18 protein-coding genes and 5 tRNA genes are annotated in these 19,245 nt (G+C 62.5%); all 23 read right to left on the bottom strand.

Translation table 11 applies throughout. The annotated features are described in order from the left end of the window. Nucleotides 1-2,439: a penicillin acylase family protein gene (locus tag RBA40_RS02230; RefSeq protein ID WP_306645573.1), complete on the bottom strand. Its 2,439-nt coding sequence runs from the start codon at nucleotides 2,437-2,439 to the stop codon at nucleotides 1-3. A gap of 362 nt (nucleotides 2,440-2,801) precedes the next feature. Continuing rightward, nucleotides 2,802-3,416, bottom strand: a complete 615-nt coding sequence (locus tag RBA40_RS02225; RefSeq protein ID WP_306645571.1) for a hypothetical protein — start codon at nucleotides 3,414-3,416, stop codon at nucleotides 2,802-2,804. Next, nucleotides 3,359-4,234: a hypothetical protein gene (locus RBA40_RS02220; RefSeq protein WP_306645569.1), complete on the bottom strand. Its 876-nt coding sequence runs from the start codon at nucleotides 4,232-4,234 to the stop codon at nucleotides 3,359-3,361. Before RBA40_RS02220 ends, RBA40_RS02225 begins: the two co-directional genes overlap by 58 nt. Before the next feature lie 446 nt (nucleotides 4,235-4,680). Further along, nucleotides 4,681-4,754: transfer RNA gene (locus tag RBA40_RS02215), tRNA-Cys, on the bottom strand. A gap of 66 nt (nucleotides 4,755-4,820) precedes the next feature. Continuing rightward, a tRNA-Gly gene (locus RBA40_RS02210) sits at nucleotides 4,821-4,896 on the bottom strand. Between the two features lie 47 nt (nucleotides 4,897-4,943). Further along, nucleotides 4,944-5,019: transfer RNA gene (locus RBA40_RS02205), tRNA-Gly, on the bottom strand. Between the two features lie 53 nt (nucleotides 5,020-5,072). Beyond that, nucleotides 5,073-5,148 (bottom strand) — tRNA-Gly (locus RBA40_RS02200). A 77-nt stretch (nucleotides 5,149-5,225) separates the two neighbouring features. Continuing rightward, nucleotides 5,226-5,301 (bottom strand) — tRNA-Gly (locus RBA40_RS02195). 92 nt (nucleotides 5,302-5,393) lie between these two features. Next, the gene (gene pgsA / locus RBA40_RS02190; protein ID WP_306645567.1) at nucleotides 5,394-5,978 is read right to left on the bottom strand and encodes a CDP-diacylglycerol--glycerol-3-phosphate 3-phosphatidyltransferase; all 585 of its coding nucleotides are present in this window, start codon (nucleotides 5,976-5,978) and stop codon (nucleotides 5,394-5,396) included. A 121-nt stretch (nucleotides 5,979-6,099) separates the two neighbouring features. After that, nucleotides 6,100-8,025, bottom strand: a complete 1,926-nt coding sequence (gene uvrC, locus RBA40_RS02185) for an excinuclease ABC subunit UvrC (RefSeq protein ID WP_306645565.1) — start codon at nucleotides 8,023-8,025, stop codon at nucleotides 6,100-6,102. A gap of 26 nt (nucleotides 8,026-8,051) precedes the next feature. Continuing rightward, nucleotides 8,052-8,444 carry a holo-ACP synthase gene (acpS, locus tag RBA40_RS02180; RefSeq protein ID WP_306645563.1) on the bottom strand — a complete coding sequence of 131 codons (393 nt, stop codon included), beginning with the start codon at nucleotides 8,442-8,444 and terminating at the stop codon, nucleotides 8,052-8,054. Nucleotides 8,445-8,458: 14 nt separating this feature from the next. Then, nucleotides 8,459-9,226: a pyridoxine 5'-phosphate synthase gene (gene pdxJ / locus RBA40_RS02175; RefSeq protein WP_306645562.1), complete on the bottom strand. Its 768-nt coding sequence runs from the start codon at nucleotides 9,224-9,226 to the stop codon at nucleotides 8,459-8,461. A 26-nt stretch (nucleotides 9,227-9,252) separates the two neighbouring features. Beyond that, nucleotides 9,253-10,113 (bottom strand): DNA repair protein RecO, encoded by an 861-nt coding sequence (gene recO, locus RBA40_RS02170; protein ID WP_306645560.1) that lies wholly within the window; start codon nucleotides 10,111-10,113, stop codon nucleotides 9,253-9,255. Between the two features lie 24 nt (nucleotides 10,114-10,137). Further along, nucleotides 10,138-11,040 carry a GTPase Era gene (gene era, locus RBA40_RS02165; protein WP_166895706.1) on the bottom strand — a complete coding sequence of 301 codons (903 nt, stop codon included), beginning with the start codon at nucleotides 11,038-11,040 and terminating at the stop codon, nucleotides 10,138-10,140. Further along, on the bottom strand, nucleotides 11,037-11,879 hold the full coding sequence (gene rnc / locus RBA40_RS02160; RefSeq protein ID WP_306626694.1) for a ribonuclease III: 843 nt from the start codon (nucleotides 11,877-11,879) through the stop codon (nucleotides 11,037-11,039). The genes era and rnc overlap by 4 nt, the downstream gene beginning before the upstream one ends. 26 nt (nucleotides 11,880-11,905) lie before the next feature. Continuing rightward, a complete protein-coding gene (locus tag RBA40_RS02155; RefSeq protein WP_306645558.1) occupies nucleotides 11,906-12,313 on the bottom strand; it encodes a DUF4845 domain-containing protein in 408 nt (135 codons plus the stop codon). A 17-nt stretch (nucleotides 12,314-12,330) separates the two neighbouring features. Next, entirely contained in the window at nucleotides 12,331-13,245 is a 915-nt protein-coding gene (gene lepB, locus RBA40_RS02150) for a signal peptidase I (RefSeq protein WP_306645556.1), read from the bottom strand. After that, nucleotides 13,242-15,035: a translation elongation factor 4 gene (gene lepA / locus RBA40_RS02145; RefSeq protein ID WP_167084732.1), complete on the bottom strand. Its 1,794-nt coding sequence runs from the start codon at nucleotides 15,033-15,035 to the stop codon at nucleotides 13,242-13,244. The genes lepB and lepA overlap by 4 nt, the downstream gene beginning before the upstream one ends. A gap of 271 nt (nucleotides 15,036-15,306) precedes the next feature. Continuing rightward, nucleotides 15,307-15,567: a glutaredoxin family protein gene (locus tag RBA40_RS02140; protein ID WP_306645553.1), complete on the bottom strand. Its 261-nt coding sequence runs from the start codon at nucleotides 15,565-15,567 to the stop codon at nucleotides 15,307-15,309. A gap of 72 nt (nucleotides 15,568-15,639) precedes the next feature. Continuing rightward, on the bottom strand, nucleotides 15,640-17,109 hold the full coding sequence (locus tag RBA40_RS02135; RefSeq protein WP_306645551.1) for a DegQ family serine endoprotease: 1,470 nt from the start codon (nucleotides 17,107-17,109) through the stop codon (nucleotides 15,640-15,642). Between the two features lie 165 nt (nucleotides 17,110-17,274). Next, nucleotides 17,275-17,838 carry a sigma-E factor negative regulatory protein gene (locus RBA40_RS02130; protein WP_306645549.1) on the bottom strand — a complete coding sequence of 188 codons (564 nt, stop codon included), beginning with the start codon at nucleotides 17,836-17,838 and terminating at the stop codon, nucleotides 17,275-17,277. A 62-nt stretch (nucleotides 17,839-17,900) separates the two neighbouring features. Further along, on the bottom strand, nucleotides 17,901-18,503 hold the full coding sequence (rpoE, locus tag RBA40_RS02125; protein WP_306645547.1) for an RNA polymerase sigma factor RpoE: 603 nt from the start codon (nucleotides 18,501-18,503) through the stop codon (nucleotides 17,901-17,903). 69 nt (nucleotides 18,504-18,572) lie between these two features. Further along, on the bottom strand, nucleotides 18,573-19,070 hold the full coding sequence (locus tag RBA40_RS02120) for a protein YgfX (protein ID WP_306645591.1): 498 nt from the start codon (nucleotides 19,068-19,070) through the stop codon (nucleotides 18,573-18,575). Nucleotides 19,071-19,245: the final 175 nt, after the last annotated feature.

Raw genomic sequence — 19,245 nt, 5'->3', positions numbered from 1 at the left:
CTAGTGCGGCGCAGGGACCAGCACCAGTGCGCGCCGCGCCACCGTGTTATTGTCGTCGAAACGCACATAGCGCCCCTCGCCGTACAGCCGCATCATGTCATCGTAGTGAATGCTGAGCGGATGGCCCGACTGGCCGGTGGAATTGATAAACAGGTGTTGGCCGGGCTCGAACTGGATCACCTGACGGAAGGCGGCGCCGAAATTCTGAACGTAGCCGAGCGAACCCTGGAAGTTGGCATTGGCTGTATTGACCGTGGCCTGCGCACCACCGCTGGCCATTTTGCGCGCAAACACCGTTTCCAGCAGATTGACGTCGCTAAACGGGATATGCCTGAAATGGATGGTGTGCATGCCGCCCCACTGCCAATCATCCATATTGGCGCCACGCAGCTTCTCGAGCTCGTTCAAGCCGTCATCCAGCGACGCGCCCAGCGCGCCATTGCAGCTGCCACCATTGTGGGCGCGGTCGCACCAATCGATCGTGGTGAGCGTCAGGGCGTCGATTACCGCGCTCAGCGGGGCGTTTTGCGCCAACGATACCAGGTGCGGATGGTGCTGCGCCTTGTTCCAGTACCCCTGCAGGCCACGTGCGAACAAACGCACGCGAAGGTGCCCGATCCATGCAGTGTAGATCGAGGCGGCTCGGCTCTCGCGCGTCATCTGCCCGTCCCAGTGCGCCAGGTACTGCAAGGCTCGCCTCTGCCGCTCGTTGGCCGGTGGCAACGCGGTCAGCAGCGGAAGGATCTGCTGTGCTTCGAGATTGAGCAAGTCGAGTTGCATGTCCTGCATAGTGGCCATCGACAGGCGCGCCGCGCCTTTGCTGCCCTGTTCGATCATCTGCTCGATGCGGCGTGCACGCGCCGGCGGCGCCCAGTCGCTTGAAATGAAATACGGATACTCTGGACCGCTGACTCTGTTGTTCGCCGACACGATGAAGCCACGCTTGGGGTTGAAACTCTGTGGCATGGCCTCGTACGGAATATAGGACTTCCATCGATACGTGCCGGTCCAGCCGGGAACCGGCAAGGTCCCGTTGCCTTCCGCGCGCACCGGGATATGTCCGGCGCCCTGATAGCCGATATTGTTGGCGCGGTCGATAAACAACATATTGAGCACGGGCGACGACTGAAACGCCAGCGCCTGCCGGAATCCCGTCCAATCCGTCGCATAGCTGAGGCGAAACAGGGCTTCGTAGGTGGTGTCGCCGGAGTCCAACGCGGTCCAGCGCAGCGCCACCGGCTGCTCGAAACTGCCGACGGCGTCGCTGATCAGGGGGCCGTGCGCGGTCGCGCGTATTTTGATGCTGACAGGTTCGAGCGGCGCGCGCAGCGATGACGGAAACTCGGCCTTGACCTGGATCTGTTCGATCCTGCTGCTGATTTTTCCCCAGCCCTCGCCGACCCGGTAGCGGGTCGGGTCGGCGCTGTCGACCTGCTCGAGATACAGATCCTGCACGTCGGCCATCATATTGGTGCCGCCCCAGGCGATCCGTTCGTTCTTGCCAAACACGACAGCCGGCAAGCCGACTAGACTCATACCTGAGGCCCGCAGCGCGCCGCCGTCCTGGCGCACCGCGTACCACATCGACGGCAACTGCAGACTCAGGTGCGGGTCATTGGCCAGTATCGCCTTGCCGTTGGCCGACAGTCGCGCCGACACCACCCAAGCATTGCTGCCGACGAAGCGCCCGCCCAGCTGAAGCAGGTCTTCGACCTGGGCTTGCAAGAGGCCCAAGCCGGCCAGTACCTGCCCTGCCGCCTTGCTTTGCTGCAGCCCCTGCACCGTCACGGGCGCGTCATCGGGATAGCCAGTATTGAGCGATCGCAGCTGGGCCGGATCGAGGACTTGGCCGGCGACGAAGCGCTCGGTCTCCTGGCGCAGATTGCCTCCCAGGCTCAGCGCAAGCAGCTTGATTACGGCCAGCGAATCGACCGGTCGCCAGTGGGCCGGCTTCAGCTCCATCAGGACGAACTCGGGCGGCAAGGGCGTGCCGCTGTCGATCCAGGCATTGACGCCTGCGGCGTAAGCCTCAAGCGAATCGCGCGCGGGCGCTCCCAGCGCGGGCAAGGCGCTGGCCGCCGCGCCCTGCAGGTCGAGCGTGCGAAACCAGATATCCTGCTTGATGGTCTTTTGGCCGAACAGTTCGCTCAGCCGGCCCTGCGCCATGCGGCGCTGCATTTCCAGCTGCCACAGCCGGTCTTGCGCGTGCGCGTAGCCCATCGCAAAATAGACGTCGCGTTCATTGTCGGCCTTAATGTACAAGACGTCGTGGTCGTCGCGCGCCAGCGTCACCGGCGCGCGCACGCCGCGTACCAGTACCTGGCCGACGGCCTGCGCCTGGCTGGGACGGAAATACAAGAAGACCGCGACAAGCAGCGCGGCGACTGGCAGGACAATGAACACCAGGAAACGAGCGGACAGCGGATACGAACGAAACACAAAGAACCTTTTTGCTTTTAAGAAGGAAATGACATCTGTCGCGCGCATGCGCGGCGGCGCAAATGGCGTCCGAATAAGCGGCCATGGCCGAACCGTCGCAGACTGGCCTGGCGCAGGCTGCACGGAGTCGCACGTCACATTGGGGAATAAAGAGGAAACCCTGCCATCCGGGCAGCAATGTATCAGATGGTTAACGAAAACTCAATTATTATTACGGCGGCGCAGGTCAATTATTGCGTTTTGGGGCGTGGTTCAAAAAAGCCCGTTTTGGGGTAGCAGGGGCGAGTGTTTTGCTTCCACCTGAGCAATGGAATTTCAGCGTTCAGGAAGTGATTCCAAGGAGGCTTGCAGCCTCCCGCAGTTCAAGCTCTTTGTGGCTGAAGTGGCCCGAAGCCGAGGAGTGTGAGCCAGTGGGGATGGTCTTTGCCAGTCATCAGCTGGGTCGGACTTTTACCAATCCGATCAGGGACCCGGCTGCGCAAGAAGCACCGATGATTCAGGAAGAACCGCAGCAGGTCCAGGTACGAGCCACCGAGCTGGCACCGCAACGTGAAGTATTTGCCTAGCCTCGAGTTCAGGTTTTCGACCAGGGCGCTGCTTCTGGGTGTCTGCGCCATGGCCTTCGCCATAGCATCGAAGACGGCAAGGAATGTAGCGCCCATCCTGGCGCGTAGCCGGTTCCATCCGTGCCAGTACGCGGGCGATGTGCGCGGCTTGCGGTGCAGCACGCATGCCGCGCGCACGACGTTTTCCGGTAATTGGTGGGCACGCGCAATCATGGACAATTTATCGTCGGGTACGCCGGCGAAGGCGAGCAGATCGTCGCGCTGGTTTTGCAGCGCAATGCGCACCGGCCGGATACGACGTGGATCGTCGGACTCGCGCCGGCCAAACTCGGCAACGATGAAGTCGAACAGATCTATCCGGGGATCTCCAGGTTCGGACCGGCCAATGCCAGCACGTCGTGCGCGAGCCATGCGGTGAGCGTTCGGATGTCGCCGGCAAGCGCATGTGCTCCGGCTTCTGCCCGCAGGGCGAGCGCGATCCGGTCGCCAAGATCCGGGGCCTGGTACGCTTTCCCGGTCTTGGTCTGCAGCTTCTTGCGCCGCGACCTAACCCCCTTGGCGATGCCGGCCAGAGTGTTGGCCAACCCCTCGCACTGATGCTGAATGTGGAATACGTCGCCGTGGCAGGGCTTGTCGCCCCAAGCCGCCTTCTGCCCGGCGCGCAGTCCCTGGCCCGCATCGGCGATCGTGTAATCGGGATTCAATCCCTGCTGTGAAGCGTCGAGCAGAATACCCCAGGTGTCGGCGTCGCGATGCTCGGCCGTGGCAAGCAGATAGCAGTAGGTCGACCTGGCGTCGACGCCGGCGAGCACGGGCTGGGAACCCTGGAAAATTTCGTCGTGCAGGCCGACACGAATCGTCGACAGATCCTGGCCACGGTTGATTGCGCCGGCCTGTCGCGCGGCTGCCTGGTGCACATTGTGAACGGTACCCTCGCTGATGGCCACGCCCAGCATGTCGCGCATCAATTCCACGACACCACGCCAGGAGCTGTAGCAGATCATGGTCAAACCCAGCGTCAGTTGGCGCAGCCATGTCCTGGTCACCGGGCGCGCGAAGAGCACCTCGTCCGGTGCCGCCGATGCGAACACGTCGTCCAACGCGACGCTGGCCTTGTCCGCCTGCTGGTAGACGAACTTGCGGCTGACGCCGTGCTGCGCGGCCAGGTCGCTGATCGTCGCCGTTCCCGCCAGCGCCCAAGCTAAGTATCCACCCTTCCGCCCACTCATAATTGAGCATGGCGGTGCTTACCTCTGCCAGTGAAGGCTGGATGGTGTCGAGAAGCTTGACCTCCGAAAGCGGAACGCCATTGCCACGCAGATATTCAACGACGCCGCGCCCGACCGACCACGCGGTGGCCGCTCCCTTTCGGGGTTCAGGCAAAGTTGCCGGAACAATTCCCTGCGCAAGAAGGCCGTCAAGCCGCTTTCCGAAGCGATCAGCCTCTTCGAAAGTATCGAAGGTTGCCTAAAACGTTTTCGGCAGCAGCTTGTTCTTAACGGAAAGCTGGAAAGTACCAGAGGGAGTTTTTTTGATGGAGGCCATACGTCCAGAATAGAACGCTTGTCGGAAATGTCAACGGCAACTTGGCCGTTTTGAGGGAGGTGCACCTCCCAAACCGGGAGGTGCAGAACCTGGACGGACCAGCTAAAGTTTCGCTAAGTCCTTGATTTTCTGGAGGCGAGGACGGGAATCGAACCCGTCTAAACGGCTTTGCAGGCCGCTGCATAACCTCTTTGCTACCTCGCCAGAGACTTGCTGCGCAACCCCCGGGAGGGTTACAAAAAAAGGAAGCGATGCTTCCCTTTCGAATTCTGGAGCGGGAGAAGAGTCTCGAACTCTCGACCTCAACCTTGGCAAGGTTGCGCTCTACCAACTGAGCTACTCCCGCATTGGAGCTTTCATCTCACTATTTACTGCAACCGGATCCACAACAACTGGAGCGGGAGAAGAGTCTCGAACTCTCGACCTCAACCTTGGCAAGGTTGCGCTCTACCAACTGAGCTACTCCCGCATTGGAGTCCTGCATTCTACTACTTACCGCCATTTAAAGCCAGATCCAGAAACTGGAGCGGGAGAAGAGTCTCGAACTCTCGACCTCAACCTTGGCAAGGTTGCGCTCTACCAACTGAGCTACTCCCGCATTTTTTCAAGACCATGATTATCGCAGAAACAAAGCAACATTTCAAGGATAACCTAACGACGTTTTCTCCAAGTATCTGGAGCGGGAGAAGAGTCTCGAACTCTCGACCTCAACCTTGGCAAGGTTGCGCTCTACCAACTGAGCTACTCCCGCTTGGTCACAACATCGTTACAACATCGTCACAACAGGGCGGCATTATAGATGATCTGGACAGCCTGTCAAGGTTCGACAAGCCATTACTTCCATCAATCCATCATGCCGCCCTTTTCCTTGATCAGGGGCCAGGCCAGGCGCATGTAGTAGAACATCGACCAGACGGTCAGCACGGCGGCCAGGTACATCAGGTATTCGCCCAGGCGCTGGGTGTCGACGACGCGCAACAGCATGTCGTGCCACAGCAGCAGCGGAATGGCGGTCATCTGCGCGGCGGTCTTGATCTTGCCGATCGAGCTGACCGCCACCGAACGCGATGCGCCGATCTGCGCCATCCATTCGCGCAGGGCCGAAATGGCGATCTCGCGGCCGATGATGATGAAGGCGATGAAGTGCTCGACCCGGTCCAGGTGCACCAGCACCAGCAGCGCGCCGGCCACCATCAGCTTGTCGGCCACCGGATCGAGAAAGGCTCCGAAGGCGGAGGTCTGGTTCCAGCGCCGCGCCAGGAAGCCGTCGAACCAGTCGGTGATGGCGGCGATGACGAACACCAGGGTAGCCGCCGTGTCCTGGTCGGAGCGCGGCAGCCAGTGGGCGGGCAGGTAGTACACGCCCACAACGAGGGGAATCAGGGCTACACGTAACCAGGTCAGGAGAATCGGGATATTAAAGGGCATAGAGGCGGGCGCACTGGTTAAGCGTTGATAGATGCTTGCGCCGCTAGTCTACCTTGCTAATGATCTTTTAACCAGTTTGGACCGTGCGCGGGGCATGCCGCACACGGTCGCATCATGCAGGTCAATGCAGCTGCTTGTAAATCTCTTCGGCCAGCTGGGTCGAAATGCCTTCCACCGACATCAGGTCCTCGACGCTGGCGTCGACCACGCCACGCAGGCCGCCAAAGCGCGCCAGCAGCTTCTGGCGGCGCTTGGCGCCGATGCCCTCGATCTCTTCCAGACGCGAGGTCTGGCGCGTCTTGGCGCGCTTGGCGCGCATGCCGGTGATCGCAAACCGGTGCGCCTCGTCGCGGATCAGGGCGACCAGCATCAGCGCCGCCGATTCCTTGCCCAGCTCCTGCGCGGCGCGCCCGTCGACGAACATCAGCGTCTCCAGGCCGACCCGGCGCCCCTCCCCTTTGGCCACGCCGACGATCAGCGAGATATCCAGGCCCAGTTCGGCGAACACCTGGCGCGCCATTTCGATCTGGCCCTTGCCGCCGTCGATCAGCACCACGTCGGGCATGACGCCGTCGCCATTGGCGACCTTTTCGTAACGGCGCATCAGCACCTGGCGCATGGCCGCGTAATCGTCGCCCGGCGTGATGCCGTTGATGTTGTAGCGCCGGTATTCGCCGTTCTGCATGGCGTGATGATGGAACACCACGCACGAGGCCTGGGTCGCCTCGCCCTGCGTGTGGCTGATATCGAAGCACTCGACGCGCAGGGCATCGAGGTCGGTCGCATCGAGCGAGAGCGCTTCGGCCAGCGCGCGCGTGCGCGATTGCTGCGAACCCTGTTCGGACAGCAGGCGCGCCAGCGAAATCTCGGCTCCCTTGTGCGCCATTTCCAGCCACTGGCGGCGCTGCCCCTGCGGCTGGAAAATCAGGTTGATACGGTGCCCGCACTGCTCGGTGAGCGCCACCATCAACGCCGGCTGGTCGAATTCGATATTCAGGATCAGCACCCCGGGGATGAATTTTTCGCTGTAGTGCTGCGCCAGAAAGGCCGCCAGCACTTCGACTTCGATCGAGCCTTCGGCAATCGCGGCAGCGTCGCTGACCTGGGTCGGAAAGTAGGCGCGGTCGCCCAGGTGGCGCCCGCCGCGCACCATCGCCAGGTTGACGCAGGCGCGCCCGCCCTGCACCACCACGGCGATGATGTCGACGTCGGCGTCGCCGCCCGTTTCCATGCTTTGCTGGTGCAGCACGCGCGCCAGCGACTGGATCTGGTTGCGCACCGCGGCGGCCTGCTCGAATTTGAGTTCGCCCGCGAACGCGTGCATCTTCGCTTCCAGGTCGGCCATCACCTCGCTCTGGCGCCCGCGCAGGAACCTGGCGGCGTTGTCGACGTCAATCTTGTAGTCGTCGCGCGTGATCAGGTCCACGCAGGGACCGCTGCAGCGGCCGATCTGGTGCAGCAGGCAGGGGCGCGTGCGGTTCGAGAACACGCTGTCCTCGCAGGTGCGCAGCATGAACACCTTCTGCAGGATCTGCATCGATTCCTTGACCGCCCACGCGCTCGGGAACGGGCCGAAATACTGGTTCTTCTTGTCGACCGCGCCGCGGTAGTAAGCCATGCGCGGCACGTCCTGCCCGGTGATCTTCAGGTAGGGATACGACTTATCGTCGCGGAACAGGATGTTAAAACGCGGCTTGAGCGTCTTGATCAGGTTATTTTCGAGGATCAGCGCTTCGGCCTCGCTGTGCGTGACGGTGGTCTCGAGGCGCGCGATGCGCTCGACCATCATGGCGATGCGCGGGCTGGCCAGGTTCTTCTGGAAGTAGCTCGACACGCGCTTCTTGAGGTCGCGCGCCTTGCCCACGTACAGGACCGCATCAACGGCGTCGAAATAGCGGTACACGCCCGGCAGGTTGGGCAGCTTCGCAACGGTGGCGAGCACCTGTTCGCGCGCGGCAGCGGCCGCGCCGGCAGCGGCCGCGGGCGTGATGGCGGGCGTCAAGCCAGGGCCCGCGTCGGGGTTGGCGTTGGAAATTACATCGGTCATTGCAGCATCAATCCGGGTCAATTAAATCAGGCTTGCCGGGTGACGATCACGAAGGCGACGCCGTACTCGGCTTCATCGCTCACCGTCACCTGGGCACTGAGCCCATTTTGCCGCATAAAGGCATCGAGCGCGCCACTGCACACCATGACGGGCTGGCCGGCCGGCGTGTTGAGCATCTGCGCGCTGCGCCAGGCCATCGGCAGGCACAGGCCCAGGCCGATCGCTTTCGAGAACGCTTCCTTGGCCGCGAAGCGCGTGGCCAGATAGCGCACGCCGCGCACCGCATTCTGCTCGCGGCGCTGGCGGAACACCGCCAGTTCGTCGTCGCCCAGAATTTTGGTGGCGAAGCGCTCGCTGCGCGCCAGCGCCGCCTCGATGCGCGCGATCCGCACGATGTCGGTGCCGATCCCGTAGATCATCGGCGCGGCGCCGGTTAAGCCGATACGCGCGCGGCCAGGCGCGCGGCGACCATGATGGCCTTCATCTCGCGCACGGCGTTTTCGAATCCGGCAAACAGCGCATGGGCGACGATCGCGTGGCCGATATTGAGTTCGCCGATATCGGCGATGGCCGCGATGGCCTGTACGTTCCGGTAGTGCAGGCCGTGGCCGGCGTTGACCTTCAGCCCGCGCGAGACGCCACAGCGGGCCCCGAGCCGGATGCGCTCCAGTTCATGCGCCAGTTCGCCATCGCCGGCTTCGGCGTAGCGCCCGGTGTGCAGTTCGATCACCGGCACGTTCAAGTCGGCGGCGGCGCCGATCTGCGCTTCGTCGGCGTCGATGAACAGGCTCACGCGAATGCCCTCCCCTTGCAGCTGTTTGACGGCCGCTTCGACTTCCTTGTAGTAGCGGATCACATCGAGGCCGCCTTCGGTGGTCACTTCCTCGCGCCGCTCGGGCACCAGGCATACGTCCTGGGGGCGCACGGAACAGGCGAAGTCGATCATCTCGCGCGTGACGGCCGCTTCCAGGTTCATGCGCGTCATCAGCTGCGGGCGCAGCGCGATCACGTCGGCGTCCTTGATGTGGCGCCGGTCTTCGCGCAGGTGCAGGGTGATCACGTCGGCGCCGGCATGCTCGGCCAGCATGGCCGCGCGCAGCGGGTCCGGATACACGGTGCCGCGCGCATTGCGCAGGGTCGCCACATGGTCGATATTCACGCCCAGGTCGATGACCGGGCCATTCGGTTGGAGGAAGCTCATGATGGTTGCTCGGTTGCGTGGATAATTTATAACTGCATCAGGTCGATCAGGATCTGGCGCGTGTTCAGGGGCGATCCGCCCAGCTGGTGGGCCAGCAGGAAGCGCATCAGCACCTTGCTCTGCGCCTGGGTCACCGGGTCGCTGTAGTCTTCGCGCTCCATGTCGAGCAGGGTTTTGCCGCTCACCGCCGGCCAGCTGTCGGCATCGCGTGCCGGGCGCGCGCCGCGCTCGGGATCGACCACGTACTGGCCATGCGGTTCGACCGCCGTGCGGGTGCTGGTGCAGCGCGTCAGGTCGGCGGCCACGCCTGTCTCTTTAAGTAAGGCCCGTTCGAATTTTCGCAAGACGATCGGCGCCGGTTCGTTGTGGGCCAGCTGGTTCAGGGTCGAGACGTAGTGGTCGAACAGGGCCGGGTGCGGGTCGTCGCGCGCGATCAGCTTGACCAGCAGTTCGTTGAGGTAGAAGCCGCACAGCAGCGCGGTCTTCTCCAGGGGGAGCATGCCGCCCACCCACTCGGCGTCGATCAGGGTGCGCAGTTCGGACTTGCCGCTCCACGCGGCCTGCAGCGGCTGGAAGGTCTGCAGCACGCCGCGCAGTTTCGACAGCGGCCGCTTGGCGCCCTTGGCGACCAGTCCCACGCGGCCGAAGTCGCGCGTGAACATGTCGACGATCAGGCTCGTTTCCTTGTACGGATAACTGTGCAGCACGAACGATGGCTGCTCGCTGACTCGCTCGCCGCGCTGGGGGACGCGCCGCTTCGCTGGCGCCGGGGCGGACGCCAGGGAGGGCGTCAAGGCGGCCTCCAAGGAGGTAGCCGACTGTGCCGGCGCCGCGGCAGGCGCGCTGGCCGCTACGGCGACGGTCAGGTCGGCGTCGTTGGTGGGCATGCGGGTGGCGGCGCTGCTCCGCGCTTACTCGTAACCGTAGGCGCGCAAGCCGGCTTCATTGTCGGCCCAGCCGGATTTGACCTTGACCCAGATCTCCAGGTACACCGGGCCGCCGAACAGCTTTTCCATGTCGAGCCGCGACTGGGTCGATACTTCCTTCAGGCGCGCGCCCTTGTTCCCGATGACCATCGACTTGTGCGTGTCGCGCTCGACCAGGATGGCGGCGAACACGCGCCGCAGGTCGCCTTCCTGCTCGAATTTTTCGATCAGGACGGTGCTGGTGTACGGCAGTTCGTCGCCGACGAGGCGGAACAGCTTTTCGCGCACGATTTCGGAAGCGAGGAATTTTTCGCTGCGGTCGGTGATGTCGTCCGGGCCGAACACGGGCGCGTTCTCGGGCAGGAGGCGCTTGATCTCGTTTTGCAGGCCGTCGAGCTGGAATTTGAGCTTGGCCGAGACAGGCACGATGGCGGCGAAATCATGCTTGGCCGCGATCTGCTGGGCGAACGGCATCAGGGCCGCCTTGTCCTTGACGCGGTCCGACTTGTTGATCACCAGGATGCACGGCACGTCCGTGGGCAGCAGGTCGATCACCTGCTGGTCGGCCGGGCCGAAGGTGCCCGCTTCGATCAGGTACAGGATCACGTCGGCCGAAATGAGCGTATTGGTGACGGTCTTGTTGAGCGTCTTGTTGAGCGCATTCGCGTGGCGCGTCTGGAAGCCCGGCGTGTCCACGTAGATGAACTGGGCGTCGTCCACGGTCTGGATGCCGGTGATGCGGTGGCGCGTGGTCTGGGCCTTGCGCGAGGTGATCGAGACCTTGGCGCCGATCAGCACGTTCATCAGGGTCGATTTGCCCACGTTGGGGCGGCCGACGATGGCGATATAGCCACAACGGAAGTTTTCTGGGGTAGTTGTGGCGTTCATGCTGATTTCGTTTCTGGATGCGGGTGTTTAGGGGTTTTGGCGTCGACCGGCAGCGTGCTGTCGTCGTCGGCGTCGGGCTCGGCGTCGCTCTGGATGGTGGCGATGCCAGCCAGCTTGAGCTGGGCGGCGCGCGGCTTGGCCTTGCGGCCGGCCGGCGGGGTCTTCAGCAAGGCTTGCTCGGCCACTTCGAGCGCCAGTTTAGCGGCGGCCTGTTCGCCGGCGCGGCGGCTGCCGCCACGGCCGTAGACCTGGATGCCGAGCTTGGGCACCAGGCATTCGATTTCGAATTCCTGGCTGTGCGCGGCGCCATGGGTGGCCACCACGTTATAGGTCGGCAGCGAGATTTTTTTACTTTGCAAAAATTCCTGGAGCAAGGTCTTGGCATCCTTGCCGAGGGTGCGCGGGTCGACCGAGTCGAGAATCGGGATGTAGAAGGCGCGGATCACGTCGCGCGCGGCATTGAAGCCGGCGTCGAGAAAAATCGCACCCAGCAGCGCTTCGAGCGTGTCGGCCAGGATCGAGGGCCGGCGAAAGCCGCCGGACTTGAGCTCGCCCTCGCCCAGGCGCAAAAATTGCGACAATTCCAGCTTCTGGGCGATCTCGTAGAGCGACTGCTGCTTGACCAGGTTGGCGCGCAGGCGCGACAGGTCGCCCTCGTCGATGGCGGTAAAACGCTCGTACAGCACCGACGCCACCACGCAGTTCAGGATCGAATCGCCGAGAAACTCCAGGCGCTCGTTATGCAAACTGCTGTGGCTGCGGTGCGTCAAGGCTTGCTGCAACAGGCCAGCATCCTGGAACGTATACCCTAAGCGCGTTTGCAATAACTGAAGATTCATGTGTCGGACTTCTTGGTTGGACTGCCTTAACGGATGGGATCAGCTGGTTTTTCAGGAATTTTGCCGGTCGGATCGGTGGTACCCGAGTAATCGATCAGCAGCGTGACATTGGTGATCAGCGGAATACGCGCGGTGTAGGCAAATGCGACCTGGGTCTCGCCGGTATCCTTGGTGATGATCAGGTCGGTGCCCTTGATCGTTGAAATACTGTTGATGTCGGCGTGCTTGTCGAAGGAGATTTGGATGTCGCGCACCGTGCCCTCGACCTTCTTGGCCGTGATGATGCCGGCCTTGACCGAGCGGTACTCCAGAAAGGTCGGAAAGACTTTCATGGCGAACATCGCAATAAAGGTAATGATTGCCAGCAAGAAAATCAGGCCTGACAAGGATACGCCCTGCTGTTTCGCCAGATTGACGGGTTTCGATCCGTACATAGTAAATCCTTTTGACTTTAATGAATGCTGCCGATGCGGCCAAGACTACCAAGGTTCATCCAGACAAAAAACGCCTTGCCCACGATATTCTTATTCGGGACGAATCCCCAATAACGGCTGTCGGAGCTGTTATCGCGATTATCGCCCATCATAAAGTAATTGCCCGGAGGTACGATACAAGTAAATTTATCGACGGTATAGGTGCAGCCTTCCCGGTGCGGGAAGTTCTTGACCTGGTCGATGTTGATCACCGCCTTGCCCTCGTCGTTGAGGATGCGGTGCGGCACGCCGGTCAGGTCTTCCATATATTGCTTATGGTACACGGGCGACTCTTCATCGAGGAAATCGGGGAGCGCCGTATACGTCACTTCCTTGCCGTTGATGGTCAGGCGCTTGTTTTCATAACTGATTTTATCACCGGGAATGCCGACCACCCGCTTGATGTAATCCTGCGACATATCGTCGGGATATTTGAACACCATCACGTCGCCGCGCTGGGGGTCGTTGACGTCGATGATTTTCTGGTTCAGCACCGGCAGGCGGATGCCGTAGGTGAACTTGTTTACCAGGATCAGGTCGCCGATGACCAGGGTCGGCACCATCGAACCCGAGGGAATCTTGAACGGCTCGTACAGGAAGGAGCGCAGGATGAACACCAGCGCGATCACCGGGAAGAAGCTGCCCGAGTACTCGATCCAGGTCGGCTGGCGCAGGATGGCCGCTTCGATCGACTGGCGGCTGGTGTTGTCGACCTTGATGCCCTCGGTGCTCAGCTTGGCATTGCGTGCATCGAAGGCGGCCAGGGCCGCATCGGCCGCGGCACGCCGCTGGCGCGCGAAGTAAAACACATCCAGACACCAGACGATGCCCGTGAGCACCATCAACACGAACAGGATCAGTGCAAAATTCCCTAAGATAAACTGCAGGTTCATTTATCGTCCACTTGTAAAATTGCCAGGAAAGCTTCTTGTGGAATTTCCACCGAGCCCACCTGCTTCATGCGCTTCTTACCGGCTTTCTGTTTCTCGAGCAATTTCTTCTTGCGGCTGATATCGCCACCGTAGCACTTGGCCAGCACGTTCTTGCGCAGCGCCTTGACGTTTTCGCGCGAAATGACGGTCGCGCCGATGGCGGCCTGGATCGCCACGTCGAACATCTGGCGTGGAATCAGTTCGCGCATCTTGGCGGCGACCTGGCGGCCGCGGAACTGGCTGTTGGCGCGGTGCACGATGATGGCCAGCGCATCGACTTTTTCGCTGTTGATCAGCATATCGACCTTGACCACGTCCGCAGCGCGGTATTCCTTGAACTCGTAATCCATCGAGGCGTAGCCGCGCGAGGTCGATTTGAGGCGGTCGAAGAAGTCGAGAACGATCTCGGCCATCGGCATTTCGTAGATCAGCTTGACCTGGCGGCCATGGTAGCTCATGTCCATCTGCACGCCGCGCTTGCCGATGCACAGGGTGATGACCGAGCCCACGTATTCCTGCGGCATGTACAGATTGACCGTGACGATCGGCTCGCGCACTTCCTCGATCTTGGACGGATCGGGCATCTTGGAGGGATTATCGACCCGGATCAGGGAGCCGTCGCGCATGATCACTTCGTACACCACGGTCGGCGCCGTGGTGATCAGGTCCATGTCGAATTCGCGCTCCAGGCGTTCCTGCACGATTTCCATGTGCAGCAGGCCGAGGAAGCCGCAGCGGAAGCCGAAGCCCAGCGCCTGCGATACTTCCGGCTCGTACATCAGGGCCGCGTCGTTGAGCTTGAGCTTTTCGAGCGAGTCGCGCAGCGCATCGTACTGGTTCGCTTCGACCGGGAACAGGCCGGCGAACACCTGCGGCTGGACTTCCTTGAAGCCTGGCAGGGGCGCGCTAGCCGGCTTGGCGGCGTGGGTGACCGTGTCGCCGACCTTGGCGGCCTTGAGTTCCTTGATGCCGGCGATGACAAAACCGACCTGGCCGGCGGAAATCTGCGGCAGGGATTGCGATTTCGGGCTGAACACGCCCACGCTCTCGACCAGCTGCACCGATTCGGACGCCATCAGCAGGATTTTTTCTTTCGGCTTCAGGGTGCCGTTGATCACGCGCACCAGCATCACCACGCCGACGTAGTTATCGAACCACGAGTCGACGATCAGCGCCTGCAGCGGCGCGTCCGGATCGCCCTTTGGCGGCGGCACCCGGGCGATCAGCGATTCGAGCACGTCTTCCACGCCCAGGCCGCTCTTGGCCGAGCACTTGACGGCGTCGGTCGCATCGATCCCGATCACGTCTTCGATCTCGGCGATCGCATTGGCCGGATCGGCGTGCGGCAAGTCGATCTTGTTGAGAACCGGCACCACTTCCACGCCCAGGTCGAGCGCGGTGTAGCAGTTCGCCACCGTCTGCGCTTCCACGCCCTGGGAAGCATCGACCACCAGCAGCGCGCCTTCGCACGCCGACAGCGAGCGCGACACTTCATAGCTGAAGTCGACGTGGCCGGGCGTGTCGATCAGGTTCAGGTTGTACACCTGGCCGTCGCGCGCCTTGTAATGCAGGGCCGCGGTCTGGGCCTTGATGGTGATGCCGCGCTCGCGCTCCAGGTCCATCGAATCGAGCACCTGGGCTTCCATGTCGCGGTCGGACAAGCCGCCGCAGATCTGGATGATACGGTCGGCGAGGGTCGATTTGCCGTGATCGATGTGGGCGATGATGGAAAAGTTACGTATGTTGTTCATTAATGCAATTCAAAACCAAGTAGGGAAGGACGACATTCGGGGTGGTCGCGCGGGCTTTGCTGCGTCAGCTTGCTATGCCGGCTTGCCGTATCGGGGCGACGCCGCCCCATACGAAAAAAGCGCTCCGTGGGGGGCATGGCTATCCCCAGGCGAGCGCCTTGTCAAGCGAGAGAAGCTGTCAAGCTCAGAACAGAAGCTAATTCCGACCCCCGCATTTTACCGGATTTCAGGGTAGAAAGCCGGTCTATTGCCGAATTCCGTGTAAACATTGTTAAATCGACACAGGCGATGCCGCCAGGTAGGCACGCACGGCCGCTTCGTCGAGGAAGTAGTGGCACAGCTCGGGGCCGGCCGGGTCGCCGAACAACACCGGCACCAGTTCGTCGAAGCGCTCGACCAGGGCCGGGTCGGCATCGACGTCGATCACCTCGACGGCGAAGCGCACGGTCTCGGTTTGCAGGGCATTGAGGGCGGCGAGCAGGTCGTCGCACAGGTGGCAGTAGCTGCGGGAATACAGGGTGAATCGGATCATGGCATCGCGTTATTAAAAAGAAAAAGCCGGCGGCCAGGGGGCGCCGGCGATGACTGGTTTGCCGCTCAGGGCTTACCTTGTTTGGGGATGGATCACCACGTATTGAGCGGTGTCGTCGCGCCGCACCAGCACCAGGGCATTTTTGCGGAGATCGAGCCGGGCGACCAGGGCGTTGAACTGTTTGGCATCCTTGATTTCGATATTGTTCAATTGCAGGATCAAGTCGCCCGGACGCAGGCCGGCACGCGCCGCCAGCGCTTCGCTGGCGTCGACCAGCACGCCGCCGTCGATCTGCAATTCCTTGCGCTGCACCTCGCTCAGGTCCGACACATGCAGGCCCAGCGCGTTGGGACGCTGCTCGGGGCCCGGCTTCCTGGGACCCGGCTTGCGCGCGGCCTTGTCGTCGTCGAGCGTGACGATGTTGACCGTAATGTCTTTCTGCTGGCCCTGGCGCCAGAGCGTGACCACGGCCTTGCTGCCCACGGCCGTGGCGCCCACCAGGCGCGGCAAGTCGCCGCTGCGCTCGATTTCCTTGCCGTTGAACTTGAGGATGATGTCACCGACCTTGATGCCATCCTTGTCGGCCGGACCGCCCGCCTCCACCCGCACCACTTCGACGCCGCGCGCCTGACCCAGGCCCAGCGCCTCGGCCACGTCCTTGGTCAGTTCGTCGATCTCGACCCCGAGGCGCCCGCGCGTGACCTTGCCGCTCTTCTTGAGCTGGTCGGCAACGCGCATCACTTCATCGATCGGCACGGCAAAGGAAATGCCGTTATAGCCGCCGGAGAGGGTCGCGATCTGGGAATTGATGCCGATGACTTCGCCGCGCATATTGATCAGGGGGCCGCCCGAGTTGCCGGGATTGACCGCCACGTCGCTCTGGATCAGCGGCAGGAAGTCGCCGGTATCGCGCGACTTGGCCGAAATGATGCCGGCCGTGACCGTATTGTTCAGGTTAAAGGGCGAGCCGATGGCGATCACCCATTCGCCCACGCGAATCTTGCCGGAGTCGCCGATGGTCAGGCTGGGCAGCTGTTGGGCGTCGAGCTTGAGCAGGGCCACGTCCGAGCGCTTGTCGGAACCGAGCACGCGGGCCTTGAATTCACGCCGGTCGGTCAGGGTGACCAGCACTTCGTCGGCGCCGTCGACCACATGCGCGTTGGTGAGCACAAAGCCATCGGCCGAAATCAGAAAGCCGGACCCGACGCCGCGCTGCAGCTCATCTTCCTGGGACGGGGCCTGGGGCGGCAGCTGCGGCTGGGGAGCGCGCCTGCCGCGCGGGTCCTGCGCGCCGTAGAAGCGGCGCAGCAGGTCCAGCACCTCTTCCTCGGTGGGCGCGCGCTCGCCCGGCTTGAGCTTTTCGGTGGTGCGGATATCGACCACCGCCGGCCCGACCTTGTCGATCAGGTCGGTGAAATCGGGCAGGCCGGTGACCAGCGGCGCGCCCACCGGTGTGGCGGCCCCGGCCTGCGGGGCCGCGCCCAGGGCGGCAGCGGCGATGAACAAAGCGGAGAAGAGCTTGCTGCCAACGGAAAGTGTCATGGTGATCGGGTAGGGGGAATCGGATAAAGATTGACGTTATGGTAAGCCAAAATGCCCTCCTTGTCGCGCCGCTCGTCGCCGGCCGGGCCGCGGCGCGACGGCGCGGTCAATTGCGGGGGGCGCCCCCGCGCCAGGGCGGGGCCTGGCGCGGATGACGAGGATGGATCAGGAAATCGAGGCGATGGCCGGCTTGGCCATGCTGACCGGCTTGGGATCGGCCATGCCATCGGCCTTGGCGTCCCGGCTCCCGGTCGCGCCGTCGGCCCGCGGTTCGGTGATGGCTTCGCTCACCGGTTCGGCAATGGCCTCGTTCACCGGTTCGGCGACGGCAATCGCGTCCGGCGCATCGGGTGCGTCGCTGCCGCTCACGGGGCCGGCGCTGCCGGTCACCGCCGCCTCGCTGATGCCGGTGACCGGCCCGGCCGCGCCGGCGGCCACGGCGGCCGGGGGAATGGCCGGCGCGCGCCGCGACAGGGCCGCGCCTGATGCGCGCAGCACGCGCTTGCCCGGCGGCGGTTCGGCCGCCAGGCGCGCCGCCAGTTTGCTGGCGAAGGCGTCGGACACGTCGGGCCCGCCCGGGTCGCGCATGGCGTCGCGGATGCGGTGGTACAGGTCCCACGCGTGCTGGCCGTCGGCCGAATGCAGGGCCGCGTCAGGAAACGTGGACGGCGACAGTTCGTGGTCGCTGAACGCCGAGATCTGCTCCCGGACTTTTTTCGGGGTGTCCATCAGTATTTCCATCACTGTAAGTGTGACCAAAAGTTAACCGATTAGAGCGATCATCGCTACATTTAACGTCGTTTGTCAACTGGCAAGTCGAGCAAAGGCCTCAACTTTTCGGCAATCACTTCGCGCGCCCGGAAAATCCGGCTGCGCACCGTGCCGATGGGACATGACATCACTTCCGCTATTTCCTCGTAGCTCAACCCTTCAATTTCGCGCAGGACAATCGCGTTGCGCAATTCGTGCGGCAGCGCCTCCATCGCGGCATTGACCGTATAAGCGATCTGCTTGCTTGCCAACACCGATTCCGGGGTGTTGATGTCACGCAAGCTGTCCGCATCGTCAAACGCTTCGGCGCGCTCCGCATCCGACTCGGTCGAGGTCGGTGCGCGCCTGCCCTGCGTGACGAGAAAATTCTTCGCCGTATTGATCCCGATTCTGTAGAGCCACGTATAGAAAGCGGAATCCCCCCTGAAATGCCGCAAGGCCCGATAAGCCTTGATGAATGTTTCCTGTACCACGTCCTCGGCCTCGGCCGGATCATGCACCAGGCGCGAAACAAGCCGCATCAGCCTGCGCTGATATTTACTGACCAGCAGGTCGAACGCCTGCCTGTCGCCAGCCTGGACGCGCTCAACCAGCAGTTGATCACACTCGCGTTCTGTCGTCACTGACCCTGCCCTCTTGGCTGCAGCAGCGGCCCGTCCCTATGTCTATAGAGTTGGTCGCTTGCAATAAGTTCAAAGTATTTTGTTATTTCCGACAAATTTATTGTCCCGCCCGGCAATGGCCCTGAGGGCCACCGACAAACCCCGGAATTGCTCGCGAGCCAAACTGTCCGGCCAGATGAGCAGCACACTGACGAGCTTGCCACCGGATGAGCCCAGCAGCAGGAGCAGGCTGTGCGGCCAGATAGTCGATCCGGGAAGCAATTGCAGCACATCTGCTTCGGCCGGTACTGCGCCCAAGCTCTGTTGTACCGTCAGGCGAATCTCGCCGAGTCCAGAAATATCAATCCTGCGCCGCATTTCCCCCTGTGCCGATGCCCTCCATGCAAGCATTGCTGCCAAGGCGCAAGCCCCAGCACACCATGCCGGCAAAACGCTGGCCGCGCCAATGCCCGCAGCCCAGCGCCCGACGAGCGCAAGAGCCACGGCCAGATTGAGCGCGGCATAGCACAGCAGAACCAGACGCAAGGAACGCGACGGCCTGATGCAGGCGGAAACCGCAATCGACATAATCAGTAGGAAAGGTGCTGCGGGGCGCCAGTGCGTGATGGTGCACTGGGCAAATCGGACCCCGGCGAGAGCCGCCGGCGTTTCATCGACGCCCACACTTGAGACAAGTGCGGACGCCGAAAGTTCATGCTGCGACGCGAAAATTTTTCCTGCGCGTCATTGCACCGAGGATTGT

It is taken from the genome of Massilia pseudoviolaceinigra (genome assembly GCF_030846505.1).
Lineage (GTDB): Bacteria > Pseudomonadota > Gammaproteobacteria > Burkholderiales > Burkholderiaceae_D > Telluria_A > Telluria_A violaceinigra.
This window is presented reverse-complemented; position numbering and strand designations above follow the sequence as displayed.

Coding starts and splice junctions, on each gene's coding strand:
- RBA40_RS02135 (WP_306645551.1), bottom strand. CDS start 17,109: ATGACACTTTCCGTTGGCAGCAAGCTCTTCTCCGCTTTGTTCATCGCC.
- RBA40_RS02220 (WP_306645569.1), bottom strand. CDS start 4,234: ATGAGTGGGCGGAAGGGTGGATACTTAGCTTGGGCGCTGGCGGGAACG.
- RBA40_RS02120 (WP_306645591.1), bottom strand. CDS start 19,070: ATGTCGATTGCGGTTTCCGCCTGCATCAGGCCGTCGCGTTCCTTGCGT.
- lepB (WP_306645556.1), bottom strand. CDS start 13,245: ATGAACCTGCAGTTTATCTTAGGGAATTTTGCACTGATCCTGTTCGTG.
- RBA40_RS02225 (WP_306645571.1), bottom strand. CDS start 3,416: ATGGCTCGCGCACGACGTGCTGGCATTGGCCGGTCCGAACCTGGAGAT.
- era (WP_166895706.1), bottom strand. CDS start 11,040: ATGAACGCCACAACTACCCCAGAAAACTTCCGTTGTGGCTATATCGCC.
- acpS (WP_306645563.1), bottom strand. CDS start 8,444: ATGATCTACGGGATCGGCACCGACATCGTGCGGATCGCGCGCATCGAG.
- recO (WP_306645560.1), bottom strand. CDS start 10,113: ATGCCCACCAACGACGCCGACCTGACCGTCGCCGTAGCGGCCAGCGCG.
- uvrC (WP_306645565.1), bottom strand. CDS start 8,025: ATGACCGATGTAATTTCCAACGCCAACCCCGACGCGGGCCCTGGCTTG.
- RBA40_RS02140 (WP_306645553.1), bottom strand. CDS start 15,567: ATGATCCGATTCACCCTGTATTCCCGCAGCTACTGCCACCTGTGCGAC.
- rnc (WP_306626694.1), bottom strand. CDS start 11,879: ATGAATCTTCAGTTATTGCAAACGCGCTTAGGGTATACGTTCCAGGAT.
- lepA (WP_167084732.1), bottom strand. CDS start 15,035: ATGAACAACATACGTAACTTTTCCATCATCGCCCACATCGATCACGGC.
- pgsA (WP_306645567.1), bottom strand. CDS start 5,978: ATGCCCTTTAATATCCCGATTCTCCTGACCTGGTTACGTGTAGCCCTG.
- RBA40_RS02155 (WP_306645558.1), bottom strand. CDS start 12,313: ATGTACGGATCGAAACCCGTCAATCTGGCGAAACAGCAGGGCGTATCC.
- pdxJ (WP_306645562.1), bottom strand. CDS start 9,226: ATGAGCTTCCTCCAACCGAATGGCCCGGTCATCGACCTGGGCGTGAAT.
- RBA40_RS02130 (WP_306645549.1), bottom strand. CDS start 17,838: ATGGACACCCCGAAAAAAGTCCGGGAGCAGATCTCGGCGTTCAGCGAC.